Annotated in this window: 14 protein-coding genes; 7 read left to right on the top strand and 7 right to left on the bottom strand. The window is 64.2% G+C overall.

Annotated elements, in window-relative coordinates; all coding sequences use genetic code 11:
- Positions 1-4: 4 nt before the first annotated feature.
- The 6 genes from bcsE (at position 5) to AB1286_RS28440 (ending at position 7,455) form a co-directional block, all read left to right on the top strand.
- Entirely contained in the window at positions 5-2,002 is a 1,998-nt protein-coding gene (gene bcsE, locus AB1286_RS28465; protein WP_430366540.1) for a cellulose biosynthesis protein BcsE, read from the top strand.
- Positions 1,999-2,232, top strand: coding sequence for a hypothetical protein (locus AB1286_RS28460; protein WP_430366539.1), 234 nt, complete (start codon positions 1,999-2,001; stop codon positions 2,230-2,232). The genes bcsE and AB1286_RS28460 overlap by 4 nt, the downstream gene beginning before the upstream one ends.
- Positions 2,229-3,020 carry a cellulose biosynthesis protein BcsQ gene (gene bcsQ, locus AB1286_RS28455; RefSeq protein ID WP_430366538.1) on the top strand — a complete coding sequence of 264 codons (792 nt, stop codon included), beginning with the start codon at positions 2,229-2,231 and terminating at the stop codon, positions 3,018-3,020. Before AB1286_RS28460 ends, bcsQ begins: the two co-directional genes overlap by 4 nt.
- Positions 3,017-5,560, top strand: a complete 2,544-nt coding sequence (bcsA, locus tag AB1286_RS28450) for a UDP-forming cellulose synthase catalytic subunit (protein WP_430366537.1) — start codon at positions 3,017-3,019, stop codon at positions 5,558-5,560. Before bcsQ ends, bcsA begins: the two co-directional genes overlap by 4 nt.
- A 102-nt stretch (positions 5,561-5,662) precedes the next feature.
- Positions 5,663-7,216, top strand: coding sequence for a cellulose biosynthesis protein BcsG (bcsG, locus tag AB1286_RS28445; RefSeq protein ID WP_430366536.1), 1,554 nt, complete (start codon positions 5,663-5,665; stop codon positions 7,214-7,216).
- Complete coding sequence (locus AB1286_RS28440) at positions 7,213-7,455, top strand: hypothetical protein (protein WP_430367394.1); 243 nt, start codon at positions 7,213-7,215, stop codon at positions 7,453-7,455. Before bcsG ends, AB1286_RS28440 begins: the two co-directional genes overlap by 4 nt.
- A gap of 27 nt (positions 7,456-7,482) precedes the next feature.
- On the opposite strand, the gene AB1286_RS28435 is transcribed toward AB1286_RS28440, so the two are convergent.
- Positions 7,483-8,211 (bottom strand): FMN-dependent NADH-azoreductase, encoded by a 729-nt coding sequence (locus tag AB1286_RS28435; protein WP_430366535.1) that lies wholly within the window; start codon positions 8,209-8,211, stop codon positions 7,483-7,485.
- A 185-nt stretch (positions 8,212-8,396) separates the two neighbouring features.
- Here AB1286_RS28435 and AB1286_RS28430 point away from each other — a divergent pair, with 185 nt between their 5' ends.
- Positions 8,397-9,329: a LysR substrate-binding domain-containing protein gene (locus tag AB1286_RS28430; RefSeq protein ID WP_430366534.1), complete on the top strand. Its 933-nt coding sequence runs from the start codon at positions 8,397-8,399 to the stop codon at positions 9,327-9,329.
- Here the strand turns inward: AB1286_RS28430 and AB1286_RS28425 are convergent.
- The 6 genes from AB1286_RS28425 to AB1286_RS28400 all read right to left on the bottom strand — a co-directional run bounded on the left by AB1286_RS28425 (position 9,294) and on the right by AB1286_RS28400 (position 16,403).
- A complete protein-coding gene (locus AB1286_RS28425) occupies positions 9,294-9,446 on the bottom strand; it encodes a hypothetical protein (RefSeq protein ID WP_430366533.1) in 153 nt (50 codons plus the stop codon). The two genes, AB1286_RS28430 and AB1286_RS28425, sit on opposite strands and share 36 nt — an antisense overlap.
- A complete protein-coding gene (gene cydB, locus AB1286_RS28420) occupies positions 9,424-10,425 on the bottom strand; it encodes a cytochrome d ubiquinol oxidase subunit II (protein WP_430366532.1) in 1,002 nt (333 codons plus the stop codon). The genes AB1286_RS28425 and cydB overlap by 23 nt, the downstream gene beginning before the upstream one ends.
- A gap of 51 nt (positions 10,426-10,476) precedes the next feature.
- The gene (locus AB1286_RS28415) at positions 10,477-11,865 is read right to left on the bottom strand and encodes a cytochrome ubiquinol oxidase subunit I (RefSeq protein WP_430366531.1); all 1,389 of its coding nucleotides are present in this window, start codon (positions 11,863-11,865) and stop codon (positions 10,477-10,479) included.
- A gap of 323 nt (positions 11,866-12,188) precedes the next feature.
- Positions 12,189-14,018: a type VI secretion system baseplate subunit TssF gene (tssF, locus tag AB1286_RS28410; RefSeq protein WP_430366530.1), complete on the bottom strand. Its 1,830-nt coding sequence runs from the start codon at positions 14,016-14,018 to the stop codon at positions 12,189-12,191.
- A gap of 146 nt (positions 14,019-14,164) precedes the next feature.
- Positions 14,165-15,805 carry an alpha,alpha-trehalase TreA gene (treA, locus tag AB1286_RS28405; protein WP_430366529.1) on the bottom strand — a complete coding sequence of 547 codons (1,641 nt, stop codon included), beginning with the start codon at positions 15,803-15,805 and terminating at the stop codon, positions 14,165-14,167.
- 397 nt (positions 15,806-16,202) lie between these two features.
- Complete coding sequence (locus tag AB1286_RS28400) at positions 16,203-16,403, bottom strand: DUF3562 domain-containing protein (RefSeq protein ID WP_430366528.1); 201 nt, start codon at positions 16,401-16,403, stop codon at positions 16,203-16,205.
- Positions 16,404-16,528 lie beyond the last annotated feature (125 nt).

Here is a 16,528-nt window from a genome sequence, read left to right as displayed (position 1 = left end):
GACCATGGAAGAAGGCAAGCAACCCGCACCGCAGCGTGACGAGGCGCGCCGGCCCGAGAGGGCGGGCGACGACGTGCGCTCGTTGGTCGGACGCGGGCTCGGTCTGCTCCGCGACGCCGCAGGCGCCAAGGCGCTCGCAGGCAGCCGGCTCGCGATCGAGGCGTTGCCCGACGAAGTGGCCCTATTGGCACCGGGCAACTTCTACGCGATCTACGCCAAGCCGCGCACGCCGGCCTGCGATGCGTTGATTTGGGGGACGGCGAAGACCGCTCGCACGCGACACGTCTCGATCGTGCTGTCGCGAACCCGTGGCCAAGCGGCGGCTCGGATGCGCGAACTCGGATTCGGATCGGGCAGCCCGGTGCCCGGCTGGCCCCGCAATTTGAACGTACTGGCGATGCCGGACGCGCCGAAGGGCGGCGACCCCAAAGGTGGGGCGCCTGAAGGCGCGTTGCCGCCGGGCTCGCGTATCGCATTCGCTCGCCTATTCGGCGGGCTGCGGGCGCTCAAGCGTTTCGGCTTCCGCCAAAACGCGTTGTATTTGGTGGAAGGCGCCGAGCGCTGGCTGACATGGGGCGATCCCGATGCGCTCGCGCGCGAGGCGAATTTGCTCGCGAACTGGTGCGCCGCGCGGCGGATTGCGCTCGTGTTGCTGCTCGATCCCACCAAGATCGGCGGCAAGGCGGCCGACGATCCGAATGTCGATCGTTTCATGAACGAGGAGCTTGCGCAGCAGCCGGGCTACCTTGAATTTCACGGTGCGTGCGGCGGCGTGGCCCGGATGGGGCGCACGCATGGCGAACTGCTTTGGCACGTCGAGTTTTGGCGCGCGGGCCGCGCGTTGGCGACGGGCGAAACGCGCGCATTGCGCTTCACCGACGACGGACGGTTGAGCGTCGCGCTCGACGTGGCCGACGGCCAGGCGCAAGCCGCGTTGCACCTTGCGCGCGACGAGTCGCGCGTGGTGGCGACGCGGGCGGTCGTCGCCAGCGAGAGCTGGGCGCCGCCGGAGTGGGACATCGTCGACGACCAGCAGGCCGCGGTGGCCGCTTGCGTCGGTGCTCAAGCGGCGACGGTGCTGCTCGATTTCCGCGATCGCTCGACGCTAGAGCCGTTGTGCGCGGCCGTGCATGCGCTGCGGCGCGAGTGCGGGCGGGCATTGAAGATCGTCGTCGTCGAACGCCGCGAGGCGCTGCGCCATCAGTACGAGTTGTTGTTGCTGAGCCTGGGCGCCAATCTCATCATCGGACGCGAACTGCCGTTCTCGCGCGTGCAATCGCTGCTTCGTTCGTTGCAGGGGCAGCTCGATACTCGTCCCATCGCGCACGATTACCGCGCGGCATTGGCGGCGGCATTGACCGATGAAGTGCGTGGCTACCTGCCGGTCGCCGCGTTTTGCGATCGTATCGAGGCGGTCCTCGCGCGCGGGGCCGTGCTCGATTTGCCGCACGTGCTGGCCAAGATCACGTTGCTGCCCGACCTCGCTCACGCGCAGGCGCTGAAGTATTGCGCGCCGCGCCGGGCGGGCGATGTCGCGACAGCCGATGCCGCGCATCTCTATGTATTCTTGTTCGCGTGCCGTTTGCCCGATGCCGATGTCGCGCTCGGCCATATCTTTACGGTTCCGCTCGACCATCTGTCGGATCGAGTCGTTTACTTGGCCGAAGCGAGCATCGAGCGCGAGATAACGGCGCTGGCCGACGCGAATCGCCGCACGCCGGTCGCCGATTACAGTGATTTGTTCCGTCTTGCCGTGCCGCAACAAGCGCCGCGGCCCGCGACGAGGGAAGAAGCGCCGGCCGATGCGGCACTCCAGCTCAAAGCGGTCGAAACCATGCTGCAAAAGATCAATCGAGAGGGGTCGCCCGCGCGTCGCGAAGCGGATCGACCGGGGGAGGCGCCGAGCGTCGACACGCCGTCATCGCCCGCATCCTCGCCCAAGCATCGACGTGCCGCGCAACCTTGGCCGATGCCCATGCGCGGCGAACGGAGCGGCCCATGATCCCATTCTTGCTTTTTTGCTTTGCGGCCGGCATCGTGATTGCGGTGCCGGTGTGGATCGTTTCGCAACGATTCGGCGCGCGCCGGGGGCTCCAAGCCGCCCGCCGCTTCAACCCCGACGACGCCGTGCCTTGCGTGATCGAACCCGTAGCGCTCAAGGGCCGCCTGATGCCCGATCTCGTAGGCGTGGACGAGGCGCCGGCATCCGAGGACGAAGGAGGCGCGCGATGAAGGTGGTTGCAATCGTGTCGACGGTCGGCGGCGCCGGAAAGACGACCGTGGCGGCCGCGTTGGCCGTGCTGCTCGCCCGGCGCGGCCGCCCCGTGGCCGCGGCCGATCTGGATCCGCAAAACATGCTCGGTGCGCATTTCGGCTTGGATAGCTTCGCTCGCCGCGGACTCGGTCACGCCATGGCGGGACATGGCGAGCCGTGGGACGGCCATACGTGGCGCAATGCCGATGGCGTGCTATTCGCGCCGCACGGAGAGACGACGCTTGGCGAACGGACGGCATACGAAGCCCGGATGGCGCAAGCGCCGCGCTGGCTGGCCGATGCGCTCGCTCGAATCGATTTTCCGGCGCGCGGCGTGGCGCTCGTCGATACCGCGCGTTATCCGTCGCAACAGGCCGCGCAAGCGGTCCGCGCGGCGGATCTCGTGCTATGCGTGACCCCGCCCGAGCCGGCAGCCTGCGCGACGCTGGCGCGCTGCTTTCCGAGCCTACGGGACGCGGCGGCAGTCGTGAAAGTCGTCGTCAATCGTTTGAATCCCGCGCGCGAGATGCAGCGCGACGCGCTCGCCTTGCTGCGCGCCGCGGTCGGCGATGCGTTGGAGCTCGCCCACCGTGTGCATTTCGACGCCGCGATGCCCGAATCGCTCGCTCGCGGTGCATGGCTGTTCGACGAAGCCCCGCACTCGCAAGCGTCGCACGATCTGCACGGCTTGGCGAATTGGATGGACGCGTGGCTGGACGGCGCACTCGACGTCGATGCGGACGTCGATTCGGAGCAGGCGAGATGAAAGCGCGCATCGTCGGCGCATGGAACCATGCGCGAACCCGCTTGATCGATTGGATCGCGTTGGGCCTCGGTCTGCCTGCCGATCGCACGCCGCTCGATTGGTTCGTCCGGCTTTTCTTCAAGCCGCCGCGCGCCGGCCGCCCCGATGTGCCCAGGCGTTGGGCGCGCGCCGCGCTGCTGACGCTTGCCGCGCATTGGGGCGTGATCGATCCGCGCAGTTGGCGCGCTTGGCTCTGGCGCGCTTTCGTGCGGCCTCCGCGACCGCAGGCGCAATCCGACCTGTCGCGCGCGCGCGAGACGCTGGATCGCATTGAACGCATAGTGCTACCGGCGGTGCTCGTCGTGCGCGGCGCTTGGCGCCGGTTCGAGGGGCTCGTCGCGCTGCTGCCCTGGCAGCGCTGGGGCGATGCGCTCGAGCGCGGCACCGAGCGTATCGGCCACGTGCGCTGGCTCTTGCCGGTGCTGACCGTGCTGGGTGCGTTGCTGTGGACCGGCGTGGGCGCATCGCCGCTTCAGGCCGGCGGCCAAGTGCAGTTTTTCGCGTTTACGATCGCGATGGCGCTCGTCGTGCGCCGTTTCCCGGGCCGATTGCCGGTACTGATCCTGGCGACGCTCTCGCTCCTCGCGATGGGACGCTACATTCTCTGGCGTGTGACGGAGACGCTGACGTTCCGTACGCCGATGGAAGCGATCGTCGGCTATGCGTTGTTCTCGGCCGAGATGTACACGTGGTTGATCATGACGTTCGGCCTGATCCAGACGGCGTGGCCGCTCAATCGCACGGTTGCGCGTTTGCCGAGCGACCCTGCGACATGGCCGACGGTCGATATCTACATCCCCACGTACAACGAACCGCTTTCCGTCGTGCGACCCGCGGTATTCGCGGCGCAAGGCGTCGATTGGCCGTCGTCGAAACTGCGCGTCTATCTGCTCGACGACGGACGCCGCCCCGAATTCGAAGCCTTCGCGCGCGAAGCGGGGATCGACTATCTGACGCGCACCGACAATCGCAACGCGAAGGCCGGCAACATCAATGCGGCGCTCAAGGTGACGAAGGGCGAATACATCGCCATTTTCGATTGCGATCACGTGCCCACGCGCTCGTTCCTCCAGATGACGATGGGGACGTTTTTGCTCGATCCCCGGTGCGCGATGGTGCAAACGCCACATCACTTCTTCTCGCCCGATCCGTTCGAGCGCAATCTGGGTACGTTCAACCGCGTGCCGAACGAGGGCAAGCTTTTCTACGGCCTCGTGCAAGCGGGCAACGACCTGTGGAACGCTTCGTTTTTCTGCGGTTCGTGCGCGATCATCAAGCGCGGACCGCTGCAAGAGGTGGGCGGAGTGGCCGTCGAGACGGTGACCGAGGATGCCCACACGGCGCTGCGGCTGCATCGACAAGGCTATACGACGGCCTATTTGCCGACGGTACAAGCCGCGGGTCTCGCGACCGAGAGCTTGGCCGGCCACATCAAGCAGCGCACGCGATGGGCGCGCGGGATGGCGCAGATCTTTCGCATCGACAATCCGTTCCTCGGGCGGGGCCTCGGCTTTTTCCAGCGGCTTTGCTACGGCAACGCGATGATGCATTTCTTCTACGGTGTGCCGCGGCTGATCTTCCTCGTCATGCCGATGGCGTACCTGTTCTTTCAGCTTTACTTCATCAACGCCGCGGCGACCACGATCGCAAGCTATGTTCTGCCGTACATCATCGTTTCGAACATCGCGAATTCGCGCATGCAGGGCCAATACCGGCACTCGTTCTGGGCGGAAGTGTACGAATCGGTGCTGGCCTGGTACATCGCACTGCCGACGACGTTCGCGTTTTTCAGCCCGAAGCACGGCAAGTTCAATGTGACGGAGAAAGGCGGCCGGGTCGACGAAGGCTATTTCGACTGGAGCGTATCCAAGCCTTATCTCGTGTTGCTCGGCATGAACCTCGTGGCGTTCCTCGCAGGGGCGTACCGGCTCGCGTTCAACGCGAACGGCGAGGGGGCGACGATCCTCATGAACATGGTCTGGACGATCTACAACCTTGCACTGCTCGGCGCTGCGGTGAGCGTTGCGAGCGAGGCGAAACAAGTGCGCGTGACGCATCGCATCGCCATGCGCGTGCCCGCCACGCTGTTGCTGGCCGACGGCACGACGCTCGCCTGCACGACCAGCGACTATTCCACGGGCGGGCTCGGGCTCGAGTTGCCCGTAGCGGGGCTAGCGTTCGATCGCGGCCAAGCGCTGCACGTCACGCTGAGCCGCGGCGATCGCATCTTCCATTTCCCGGCGCGCGTTACGCGTTTGGGCGGCAAGCATTTGGGCCTGCAATTCGAAACGCTCACGCTCGAGCAGGAGCGGCAGTTCGTGCAGTGCACGTTCGGTCGCGCCGATGCGTGGCTGAGCGGCGAGGAGCGGCCGGAGGAGGATATGCCGTTGGCCGGCTTCAAGGAAGTGATGCTGATGGGTGTCGAAGGATATGCTCGGTTGGCCCAAGGGGCGATGCGCTCGGTCCGATCGCTGCTGGCGCTGGATCGAGCCCGGTATTGAGACCGATATTGAGCACGGTATCCGGCACGATATCGAGCACAACGAGAACGGTTGGATCGGTGAGCGCCACGCGGCGGCGCCGATGCGCAAGGAAATCAGTTCATGACGTTTTGGAATCTCTATTTCATCCTTAAGCTGTATCTGTTCGCGACGGGACATCTCAAGCCGATATGGCTTGCCAACCTCGCGTTCGTTGCCGCGCTCGCGTTGACGAGCCCCATTCGGCGGCGTTTCTGGCGCATCGTCCGCTTCGTCGTAGGCCTCGGCATCGGGGTGCCGCTGCTGTACTACGAAGCGATCGTGCCGCCGTTCTCGCGCGTGTTGGAGGAGGCATCCGGTCTAGAGTCGTTCACTGCCGGTTATTGGTTAGAACTCGCCGGTCGCTTCATCCCGCCCGCACTCATCATCGCGGTCGTCGCCGTCGTGCTCGGGCACTGGCTCGTCAACCGTTGGTTGCGCGTGGCGACGTTCGTCGTCGTTGCCTTGGTGGCCTTGCCGGTGTGGCGCACGGCGAGTCTGGCCATCACGGCGGCGCAAAGCGCTTCGACGGGCGGCGCACGTACGACGTCCGTCGTCGAGCAGCCGCTCGACCACAATGCCGCGCTGGCGGCTTTCCGCACGACGGAATCGCAACGCCAAGTCACGTTCGGCAAGCTCAGTGCCGACCCGAGCCAGCAGTTCGACGTGATCATTTTGCACATCTGCTCGCTGTCGTGGGACGACCTAGATGTTACGAAGGCTCGCGACAATCCGATGCTGAGCCACTTCGACTATTTGCTGACGAACTTCAGCACGGCGGCCAGCTATAGCGGTCCGGCCGCGATACGCGTGCTGCGGGCGAGCTGCGGGCAAGAGGCGCATGCCGATCTTTACAAGCCGGCGCCGCAGCAGTGCTATTTGCTGAGCGACCTCGCGCACGCCGGCTTTACGCCCCAAATCTTAATGAATCACGACGGGCACTTCGATAACTTCTTGGATCTCGCGAAGGAAAATGCCGCCGTGCAGGACGTGCCGGTCGAATCGAATGCCAATGCGACCGTGACGATGCATGCGTTCGACGGATCGATCGTTCACGACGACTATTCGACTTGGGCGAATTGGTACGCGCAGCGCGCGCAGACCCCAGGCCCCGTGGCGCTCTACTACAACACGATCAGCCTGCACGACGGCAATCGCGTGAACGGCAAGGAGAAGCTGACGAGCCTCGAGTCGTATCCCTATCGCGTCAATACGTTGATGAACGAGGTCGATCAATTGGCCGACTTGATCGCGAAGTCGGGGCGGCGTGCCGTGATCGTGTTCGTTCCCGAGCATGGCGCGGCGTTGCGCGGCGACGCCAATCAGGTCGCGGGCTTGCGCGAGATTCCCACGCCGCGCATCGTTCATGGACCGGTTGGGGTGCGAGTCGTCGGGCTCCCGGGCACGCACGGCCCCACCACGGTCATCGATACGCCGACGAGTTTCCTCGCGCTCGCGCAATTGCTGTCGAACCTCGTGTCCAACAGCCCGTTCAAACCCGGCGTCGTGCTCTCGCAGTACGCCGCCGGCCTGCCGCAAACGCAGATGGTCGGCGAGAACGAAGGCACCGTCACCATGAAGACGGCCGACGGCTATGCCGTCAAAACGCCGGACGGCGTATGGGTGGACCAGAAATGACGATCGACGAGGCGAACGGCCGAGGCTGGCCCATCAACGATATCGGCGGCCTCGCGCGCCACGTGCCCGAAATCGATCCGAGCCGGTATTTCGACGAGCAAGCGCGCCTCGCCTACGAAGAGGCGCTCGTCAAATGGCCGGTGCTCGCACGTTTGATGGGACTCGCCGGCGAGCAGCAAAGCGACGATGAAGCCTCGCTTTCGAGGGACATGTCGTTGCCGGCGCCGCCTACCCGCTGATGCCGGTTCTGCCGGGCTTGACGGGATCTAAGCGTCGACGACGTCGCGCCCGCGCCCGATAGCGGTGCCGTGGCCCGTCTCGGCAACGAGCCGGTCGACGAGTTCGTCGACGGCGCGCTCGGCCGCTGCGATCGATGCGGCGAGCCGCGCATCGCCGAACTCGTCGTATTCGATCGCGACGCAATGCACGTGCTCGATGCCGATATAGGCGAATGCGGTCGCGATACTCGATTCGACGTGATTGCGATCGGCCAGGCGCGGCGTGTCGTAGCCGTAGTCTCCGCGCGAACTCAACAGCACCAAGCGCTTTCCTTGGCCTGCGAGCATCGGCCAATACGGCTCGCCGGCACGGGCCCGATCGAAGCCGAACGTGCGGCCGACACGCACGATGTTGTCGATATACGCCTTGAATTGCGCCGGCGGTCCGAAGTTATACATCGGCACGCCGGCGACGACGATATCCGCTGCGAGCAGTTCGTCGACGAGCGCATCGCTCGGCGCCAAAACCGCATGCATAGACTCGTCGCGCTCGCCGGGCCGTGTAAACGCCGCGCGAATCCAGTCGCCGGTGACGGGCGCGGGCGGTGCGGCGCCGAGATCGCGGTGCACGACCGTGATCTCGTCGATCGTTTCGCGCCGGCGCGCGACGAAACGCGCGACAAAGCGCGCGGATAGCCTGCGCGTATGAGAGCCATGGGCGTCGATGCCCGATATGCCCGTGCGGGCGCTCGAATCCAAATGAAGAATACGTGTCATGATGCTCGCTCGTTCGGGTTGAAGATGTATGCGACGTGACGTTTCGCATGGGCTTCGACTATACGAACGCGCGGGGCGGTACGACAAACGAGGAATTTTGGTCGGCACAGCCGAGAAAAACTCATCCATGCGCGCCATCGTGCCCGCGATTCACCGACCGGCGATTGTTCACCACATTAACGGATATGAGGAAGCTGCCATCGTTGAACGCGTTGCGTGCGTTCGAAGCCGTCGCGCGGCATATGAGCATGAAGCTCGCGGCGCAGGAGTTGGCCGTCACCGCGACAGCGGTCAGCCATCAGGTGCGGCAATTGGAGGAGGCTATCGGCGCGCCCTTGTTCGAGCGCCGCGTGCGTTCGCTCGTCTTGACGCCGCAAGGCGCCGCATTGCTGCCCGTACTCTCGCAAGGGTTCGACGCCTTCGAGTCGGCACTTGCCACGATTGCGCACGCAAGCGTACGCGAGACGGTGACGATCAGCACTACGACGGCGTTGGCCGCGTGCTGGCTCGCCCCGTCGATCGCATCGTTTCGAGCGGTATGCGGGGAGTTCGATTTGCGGATCCACGCCGCCGATGCTGCCGTCACGATTCCAAGCGAGCACGCGGACGTAGCGATTCGCTACGGCGCCGGCCATTGGCCGGGACTCGTGGCCGAGCGGCTGTTCGACGACGCGTATGCGCCCGTCTGGCATCCGCGGTTGGGTCTGCGGGATCGGGGCGATTTGAACGCGCACGCGCTCATTCACTCTGAGTGGCAGCCGAGTCTGCGCAATGTGCCCGATTGGGGTGCGTGGGCGAGCGCGGCGGGCATGAAGCTGGCAACGGCGAGGGAGCTCAAGTTCTCGGACGAATCGCATGCGATCGGCGCGGCGATCGCGGGCCAGGGCGTGGCGCTCGTCGATCTGCCGCTCATCGAGCGGGAATTGCGCAAGGGCGAGCTCGTCGCGCCGTTCGGCCCGGTCCTGCATCGGTTCTCGTTCTGGCTCGTCTACCCGGAGCTGGCGACGCTCGGTAGCGGCGCGCGCAAGACCGCCGCGCTGTGCGAGTGGATACGCGCGCTGCCGCGACCGAACGTGAGTGCGTTACTTGGCGACGGCGAACAGCGTCACGTTCATTAACAGCTTGAACGCTTCGCCGAGCAGCACGGCGCCGACCACGCCGCCGCACCAAAGCGCGACGAACCAGACCCAGCGAGGCAGAGCGCCTCGCCGCTTAGTGATAGTGATGCTCGCCATGACGTACCTTCCCGCGGAAAACCCAGTAACCGAGCATCGTGTAGGCCAAGATGATCGGCAAAATGACGACGGCGCCCGTCAGCGTGAACGTTAGGCTGCGCTCGGGCGAGGCCGCTTGCCAAAGCGTGACCGACGACGGGATGGCATACGGCCATAACGTAGCCAACAAACCCGCATAGCCGAGCACGACGAAGCCCATCGCGAGCAAGAACGGGCGCGTATGGTGACGCTCGCGTGCCGCACGCCGCATGAAGAAGGCGCACAGCGCAACGAGGAACGGTGCGGGCAGCATGCGATGAAACCATCGGGCGCTGAACCAACGCGCGGCCACGCCGGGTTCTTGCAGCGGAGTCCAAATGCTGACGGCGACGATGAACGCGATCAGCACGAGCGTGAGCGGCCAGACGAGCCGATGCAGGCGGCGCTGCAAATCGTCTTCGGTTTTCGCCACTAGCCAGCAACAGCCGAGCAGCGCATAGGTGGCCACGACGCCGAGCCCCGTGAGCAGCGTGAACGGCGTGAGCCAGCCGAATGCATCGCCGGCGAATTCGCCGTTTGCGAGCGGAATGCCTTGCACGAATGCGCCGAGCGATATGCCTTGAAAGAAGGCCGCTCCCGTCGAGCCGCCGATGAACGCGAGGTCCCACAGATGCTTCGTGCGCGAAGCTTTGCCCCGGATTTCGAACGATACCCCGCGCAAAATCAAGCAGGCGAGCATTCCGACGAGCGGTAGATAAAGCGCCGACAGCACGGTCGCGTAGACGATCGGAAACGCGCCGAACAGCGCGGCGCCGCCGAGTACGAGCCATGTTTCGTTGCCGTCCCAGACGGGCGCGACGGTGTTCATCATGAGATCGCGTTCGCGTTCGTCGGGAAAGAGCGGAAAGACGATCCCGATGCCGAGATCGAAGCCGTCCAAGACGACGTAAAGCAGCAGGCCGAGCGCGATGATCGCGGCCCAGACGACGGTGACATCCATGTTGATCCTCGAATGACGAAAGTTCGGTATCGGCGTTTGCGCGGGAATCGCTCAGGCGGTGATGGGCACGGTGCGGCGGCCGCCCGTTTTGGCTGCGCGCTCGTCGTCGTCCGCGTGCGAGATCTTCGGGCCCGCGTTCATGATCTTGAGCATGTAGTAGACGCCGGTGCCGAATACCAGGAAGTACACGACGACGAACGTCATCAGCGAGATGCCGACTTGCTGCGCAGTGAGTGGCGAGATTGCTTGAGACGTGCGCATGACGCCGTAGACGACCCAGGGTTGGCGGCCGACTTCGGTCGTAATCCAGCCCGCCAGCAGCGTGACGAAGCCGCTCGGACCCATAAGGAGTGCGAAACGATGGAACCAGCGCGCCTCATAGAGCCGGCCGCGGCGATCGAGGATCCAAGCGGCGAGCGCCAAGACGATCATCAAGATGCCGAGGCCGACCATCACGCGAAAGCTCCAGAACACGATGGCCGAATTCGGGCGTTCGTCCGGTGCGAAGGACTTCAAGCCGCGGATCTCGCCGTCCCAGGTGTGCGTGAGCAAGAGGCTGCCCAAGTGCGGAACGGATAGCGCGTAGCGCGTCGTTTCCGCTTGCATGTCCGGCAGGCCGAACAGATTGAGCGCAGTGCCGTTCGTCTCGGTGTCCCACAGACCTTCGATGGCGGCGATCTTCGCGGGCTGATAGCGCAGCGTGTTCAAGCCGTGCTGGTCGCCGACGAATGCCTGTAGCGGGGCGAGCGCGAGGAGCATCCACAGCGCCATCGCGAACATCTTCTTGACGGCCGGATCGCGCCGGCCCTTCAGCAGGTGCCAAGCACCGGTCGCGGCGACGACGAGCGCGGCGACGAGGAAGGCGGCCAGCGTCATGTGCACGAGGCGATAGGGGAACGACGGATTGAAGACGATCTTGAACCAATCGACGGGAACGGCCTGGCCGTCGACGATCGCAAAGCCTTGCGGCGTTTGCATCCAACTATTCGATGCGAGGATCCAGAACGCCGACATCAGCGTACCGACGGCCACCGTAAGCGTGGCGGCGAAGTGGGCACGCGGACCGACGCGATTCCAGCCGAAGAGCATGATCCCGAGAAAGCCCGCTTCGAGAAAGAATGCGGTCATCACCTCGTAGGTGAGCAGCGCGCCCGTGATGGGGCCCGCGAACTTCGAAAAGCCGGCCCAATTCGTGCCGAACTCGTAGGCCATGACGACGCCGGATACGACGCCCATCCCGAAGGCGACGGCAAAAATCTTCGACCAAAACAGACACAGGTCCTTGTAATAGGCTTTGCCGGTTTTGAGCCATCGCCATTCGAGGACCGCGACGAAGCTCGAGAGTCCGATGCTCAGGGCGGGGAAGACGATGTGGAAACAGACGGTGAAGGCGAACTGAATGCGTGCGAGATCGAAGGCGCTAAATGAAGACGTTTCCATAGCTGATACCTGATACCGGTGACGGACGACGCGCGCCGGCCGTTGTCGACGCGCACTGCATGAGCAGCCGGTCGCAAGCGTAGATCAGCGGAGAAAAAAATGCTGCACCGCATGTAGCGGGCGGTGAGCAGGCGGGATGCGGCAATTTACCGTATCGACATGCGTTAACGCACTGACGAGTAAGCGAAAATTCGATGCATCGCAGCATCGTCGAAAAACGATGCGTGCGGCGATCTGCGGCAATACACCGCGCAGATGCGCGCGGATTGCTTGATGCATGTCGTCTGCGGCGAGCCCCGCGTAGTGCTAGCGATGGGATGGGTCTAAAGCAGCGCGACCGATCCTTGGCGCGGTTCGCACCGGCGCAAGAGCGCGCCCGTGGACTTCGACAGCACGACGAGTTGCACGAAGCTGTTGACCGGTGCGAACGGGGCGAAAAAACCGTCCATGACTTCGACGAATGCGCTGATGCTGCTGCCCGAAAACGCTTGCTCGTCGACGGCCAACGTGACCTCGATGCCGCGCACGAGCGCGGGGCACGGCTCCATGACGATCCATTGCATCGTCGAGCGCGAGCCGACGAACGCGATGCCTTCGATCTGGCGCGCGGGCGTGGGCGAGAGCGAGGCGTATTGGCGCAACAGACGCTTGATCTCGTCGAGCCCTTCCGTGCCGAGCGAGATCGCGTGCGGCGTGAATTGCGACAGCAGGCGCCATAATGCGCCGTGAGTTTGCTGCGCGCGAACGCTTTCCGTCGGGCGGCGCAGGAGAGCGAGTCGGCACGCCACGGAGCCGCCCTCGATCATCAAGTCGCCGGTGGCCGAGCCGTACGAAAGTGTCGAAGGCAGATTGCGGTTCGTGCAACTGACGTCCACGGCCACCTGCGATACGGGCACGGTAGCCGGATGGCCGTCGAGGCCGACGAACGCGAGCATCGTTCGCTGTTCGTCGCGGTGCTGCGGATCGTCGTCGGTGCGCGCAACCCAGTACGGGCCGCTCAACGCCGCGGCGCTCCCGTGCATGAGCCCGAAAAACGGCTGGAATGCGCCGGGGCTCGACGGCGATTGCTTTTCCGGATAGACCGCGTCGATCGAATACACCGCGAAGTCGGACGTGCTCGCCGATTTCTGCACTTTGGGCGTGACGGCATAGGCCTGCGTGAGCGGATCGATCTTGATCGGCTCCGCCTTCGTCGAGAACAAGTTGACGACGGGCGTGCAAAAAAGCTTCAGGTGTTTCTCGGTCAATTGCGCGAGGCGCTGGCCGGCCCACGAGTCGTCATGCACCCCTTCGATCACGAGATAGAGCGTGAGCGTCGTGCATGGGCCGGCTGCGGCCAGCATCGACGCCGCATCGACGTCCACGAAGTCGAACTTGTCGGGGAACGCGAAGTATTCGGCGAGTAGGCGAAATTGCGCGCTGGCCGCCGTCCCCTTTTCGACGAGTGCATCGTCCGCGTCGACCCCCGCCGCTTTGATGGGAAAACGATCGAGTGCGATCCAGCGCCCGTTGCCGTCGGCTTCCACGAACGCCTTGGTGGCGCGCAGCAAGAGCGTATCGGTGACGGTCGTGACGATTTCGCGTTGCCCGTGCGCGTGCAGGCGGATGGTTCGCGGCGCGACGGCATGCAACCCGGCCGCGCCGGCCGCTTGGGCGAACGTGATAGCGACGAGCCCCGAGGTGGCGGGCGGCAGCGACGCGTTGGCGGGCGCCACCGCGCTGCGTAGATAGCGTGCGCGCGTGAGGCGCATCGGCGCGAGCGTCACATCGTAAGCCGTACGAAAGCGGCAAGGCCGGTCCTTCGTGACGAGATCGGTGCCGCGCTCGACCGTGACGGGTCCCGACAGGCCCTCGAACAATCCCTCGATGTCGAATTCGACGATCGAGCACGACGGATAAGGCCGCAAGTAGTGCGGATACAGCGTCTCCAGCATCCCCTCGGTGAACTCCGGGTAGTCGTCGTCCAGCCGAGTGTCGATGCGCGCCGCCAGCAGTGCGAACGATTGCAGCATCCGCTCGACGTGCGGATCGTCGGAATGCTCGCCCGAAACCGCCAAACGTGCGGCGATCTTGGGATACCGTGTCGCGAACTCGTGCAGCGAGCGGCGCAGCATGGCGAGTTCACGTTCGTAATGCGGCAGCAGGTCTTCCATTGAAAATCCGAGTTTGAGAAAACGTGCCAATTCGAGCCGCGGTATGCGCGGCCATATCGGGCGACTCGAATATTACTACCGATGCAAGAGACGGATTCGCCCGGCGGCGCGATCGGGGGCCGCCGGGCTTCAAAGCGCGCTCGCCGTTATTCGCCCGGAGCGTATATGTCGAGCAATTTTAAAGTCACGCCGTTGGTCCAGCCGAATCCGTCTTGCAGCGGATATTCGCCGCCGCCCCCGCCGCCGGCATTCGGGCCTTCGACGACGTATTTTTCGACGAGTTTATGGTCCGAAGCATAGACTTGGTTGACGTCCGAGAGAAACCGAGTACCGACTTCCTTCGCGAATTGCCGGTCGCCGTAATGCTGCGCGCCCTTGAGTGTCAGCCAATGCAGCGGTGCCCAACCGTTCGGAGCATCCCACTGCTGACCGGTCTCGACGGTGGTCGTCGCGAGCCCGCGCGTCTGGAGCAGCTTCGCTTGGAGCGTGCGTAGCGTTTCATGAGCGCGGTTGGGCCAAGCGGCCCGTACGAACAGGGGATAGGCGGCTGCCGCCGATACGCTGCCGCTGAGCTTGCCGAGCCGCCAGTCGTAGTCGCCGTAATAGCCGTTAGGATTCCAAAGGTATTGATTGATCGCTGAAGCCCGCCGCTGCGCTTTTTGCACGTAATCGGCCGTGCATCGGAAATCCAGCGAAAGTGCGCACGCCTTGGCGATCGTCGCTTCGAGCGAGAACAGCAAGCTGTTCAGGTCGACAGGCACGATCGACGTCGTGCGGATCGTAGCGAGGGTTTTGCCGTCGGCGAGCCAGCGGGAGCTGAAGTCCCAGCCCGATTCGGCAGCCGCGCGCAGGTCCCGATAGACCTGCTTGGGATCGCGGCCGGCCGCTTGCTTTGCCGTCGTCACGTCCTCGTAGTACGACTCGTCGCGCGGCGTGTCGCGCTCGTCCCAATAGCGGTTCAACACCGTGCCGTCCTTGAAGACCACGACGTTGCGCGAGGCCCCGCCGCGCGGCGTCGTATCGGCGCCCGTCATCCAGTAGGCGTATTCCTTCTTCAGCTCCGGCAGATACTTTTTATAGGCGCGCTCGCCCTCGACCTTCGCGGCAAGCTGAACCATGAGGCCGAAAAACGGGGGCTGCGAGCGGCTGACGTAGTAGGTTCGATTGCCGTTCGGAATATGCCCGAATTGGTCGATCTCGTAGGCGAAGTCGTCGAGCATGTCGTCGACGAGGTCCTCGTGCCCCGATTCCTGCAAGCCCAGCATCGTGAAATAGGTGTCCCAATAGTAGGCTTCGCGAAAGCGCCCGCCCGGCACCACGTAGGGCTTCGGCAAGGGGATCAGGGAGCTGTTCGGCGGGACGTCGGCGGCGGTGGTCGTTCTCGTCAATTTCGGCCATAGCCAATCGATATGCTCGCGCAGCGTTTGGCCGCTGGGCGGAGTGATGACGGGCTCGCTCGGCAGCGTGAAGTTCGCGAGTACGAACTGTTTCAGATCGAAGTTCGGCTGGCCTTTCGATTGTTCGTACTGCTGAACGATCGCCGCCGGATCGCTTTTCGGTACCGCATCGACGAACGTTTTTTGATCCGGGAGGATCTGCTGCATCTGTACGGCGACGAACAAGTCGCCATACAGCTCGGATGGCGGGGGCGGCAAGTTGGGCGCGGCATCCACGTGGCACAACGGGCAAGCGGCGAGCCCGGCGGCCAACAAAAGGCCGGCGAGGCGCGCAAGACGCGGGCGCGTGGCGGCGGGGCGAGCGCGGCGCGCAAGGGACGATTCGAACATGACTCCTCCATGAGATGGGATAGGTTCGTTCTTGGTCCCCTCGTTCTGACCCGAATCGATGCGCATGGCCACCCGGCGGTTCGGCGATTTTGCCTCACCGGGAAATGAAAAGAAATCCGCTGAAAACGTAGGGCCGTTAAAGACGGGGATTTTCGGTGCCGGCTAGAGGTTCGAACAGACAAGAACGTCTAGCATAAAAGCGGCGTTTTATTATTTGGAATTTCTGAAGTGCCGGTGGAATGGATTGTGCTGCGGAGGAACCGGTGCGATCTGTTTGAAATGCGTCGAGAGCCGACTGTGATCGAACGTTGGCGGGCCGAGAGGACGGTGATCCGAGCAGTCAAAACGCCGACGGCGTGCCGGTGCGGCACGCCGTCGCATACTTACGTCTGATGAATCAGTGGTGGTTGTGCCGCTGTTGACTACGTAGGTCTTCACGCACGCGCTTCGTCACGAGTACGGGCAGGTAGTCCGTGATGCGAGCGCCGTCGCTGAAGGCCTGCCAAGTCTGCGAGACCATTCTCGACACGGTTTCGGGCGGGGCGCCGGTATCGCTTGCGATGGATTGCACCAGGTCGTCCACGTTCGGTTGGGTCATTTCGATCTCCGTGGGAAGCGCGCAGCGATCGTATGCCCTGCGCGCCTCCCGATATTTGAGGTGTGGGTTGGCGGCGTTGCCAATTGAATTCACCTATCGGGCGCGCGACGGTTCGTAGTGGATCG

The sequence above is a fragment of the Trinickia sp. NRRL B-1857 genome (assembly GCF_050470685.1).
In the GTDB taxonomy this organism is placed as follows: domain Bacteria; phylum Pseudomonadota; class Gammaproteobacteria; order Burkholderiales; family Burkholderiaceae; genus Trinickia.
This window is presented reverse-complemented; position numbering and strand designations above follow the sequence as displayed.

Excerpts from the sequence above, each read along its gene's own strand:
- AB1286_RS28430 (WP_430366534.1), top strand. The coding sequence starts at position 8,397 with ATGAGGAAGCTGCCATCGTTGAACGCGTTGCGTGCGTTCGAAGCCGTC.
- AB1286_RS28415 (WP_430366531.1), bottom strand. The coding sequence starts at position 11,865 with ATGGAAACGTCTTCATTTAGCGCCTTCGATCTCGCACGCATTCAGTTC.
- AB1286_RS28440 (WP_430367394.1), top strand. The coding sequence starts at position 7,213 with ATGACGATCGACGAGGCGAACGGCCGAGGCTGGCCCATCAACGATATC.
- treA (WP_430366529.1), bottom strand. The coding sequence starts at position 15,805 with ATGTTCGAATCGTCCCTTGCGCGCCGCGCTCGCCCCGCCGCCACGCGC.
- AB1286_RS28425 (WP_430366533.1), bottom strand. The coding sequence starts at position 9,446 with ATGGCGAGCATCACTATCACTAAGCGGCGAGGCGCTCTGCCTCGCTGG.
- bcsE (WP_430366540.1), top strand. The coding sequence starts at position 5 with ATGGAAGAAGGCAAGCAACCCGCACCGCAGCGTGACGAGGCGCGCCGG.
- tssF (WP_430366530.1), bottom strand. The coding sequence starts at position 14,018 with ATGGAAGACCTGCTGCCGCATTACGAACGTGAACTCGCCATGCTGCGC.
- AB1286_RS28435 (WP_430366535.1), bottom strand. The coding sequence starts at position 8,211 with ATGACACGTATTCTTCATTTGGATTCGAGCGCCCGCACGGGCATATCG.
- cydB (WP_430366532.1), bottom strand. The coding sequence starts at position 10,425 with ATGGATGTCACCGTCGTCTGGGCCGCGATCATCGCGCTCGGCCTGCTG.
- bcsG (WP_430366536.1), top strand. The coding sequence starts at position 5,663 with ATGACGTTTTGGAATCTCTATTTCATCCTTAAGCTGTATCTGTTCGCG.
- AB1286_RS28400 (WP_430366528.1), bottom strand. The coding sequence starts at position 16,403 with ATGACCCAACCGAACGTGGACGACCTGGTGCAATCCATCGCAAGCGAT.
- AB1286_RS28460 (WP_430366539.1), top strand. The coding sequence starts at position 1,999 with ATGATCCCATTCTTGCTTTTTTGCTTTGCGGCCGGCATCGTGATTGCG.
- bcsA (WP_430366537.1), top strand. The coding sequence starts at position 3,017 with ATGAAAGCGCGCATCGTCGGCGCATGGAACCATGCGCGAACCCGCTTG.
- bcsQ (WP_430366538.1), top strand. The coding sequence starts at position 2,229 with ATGAAGGTGGTTGCAATCGTGTCGACGGTCGGCGGCGCCGGAAAGACG.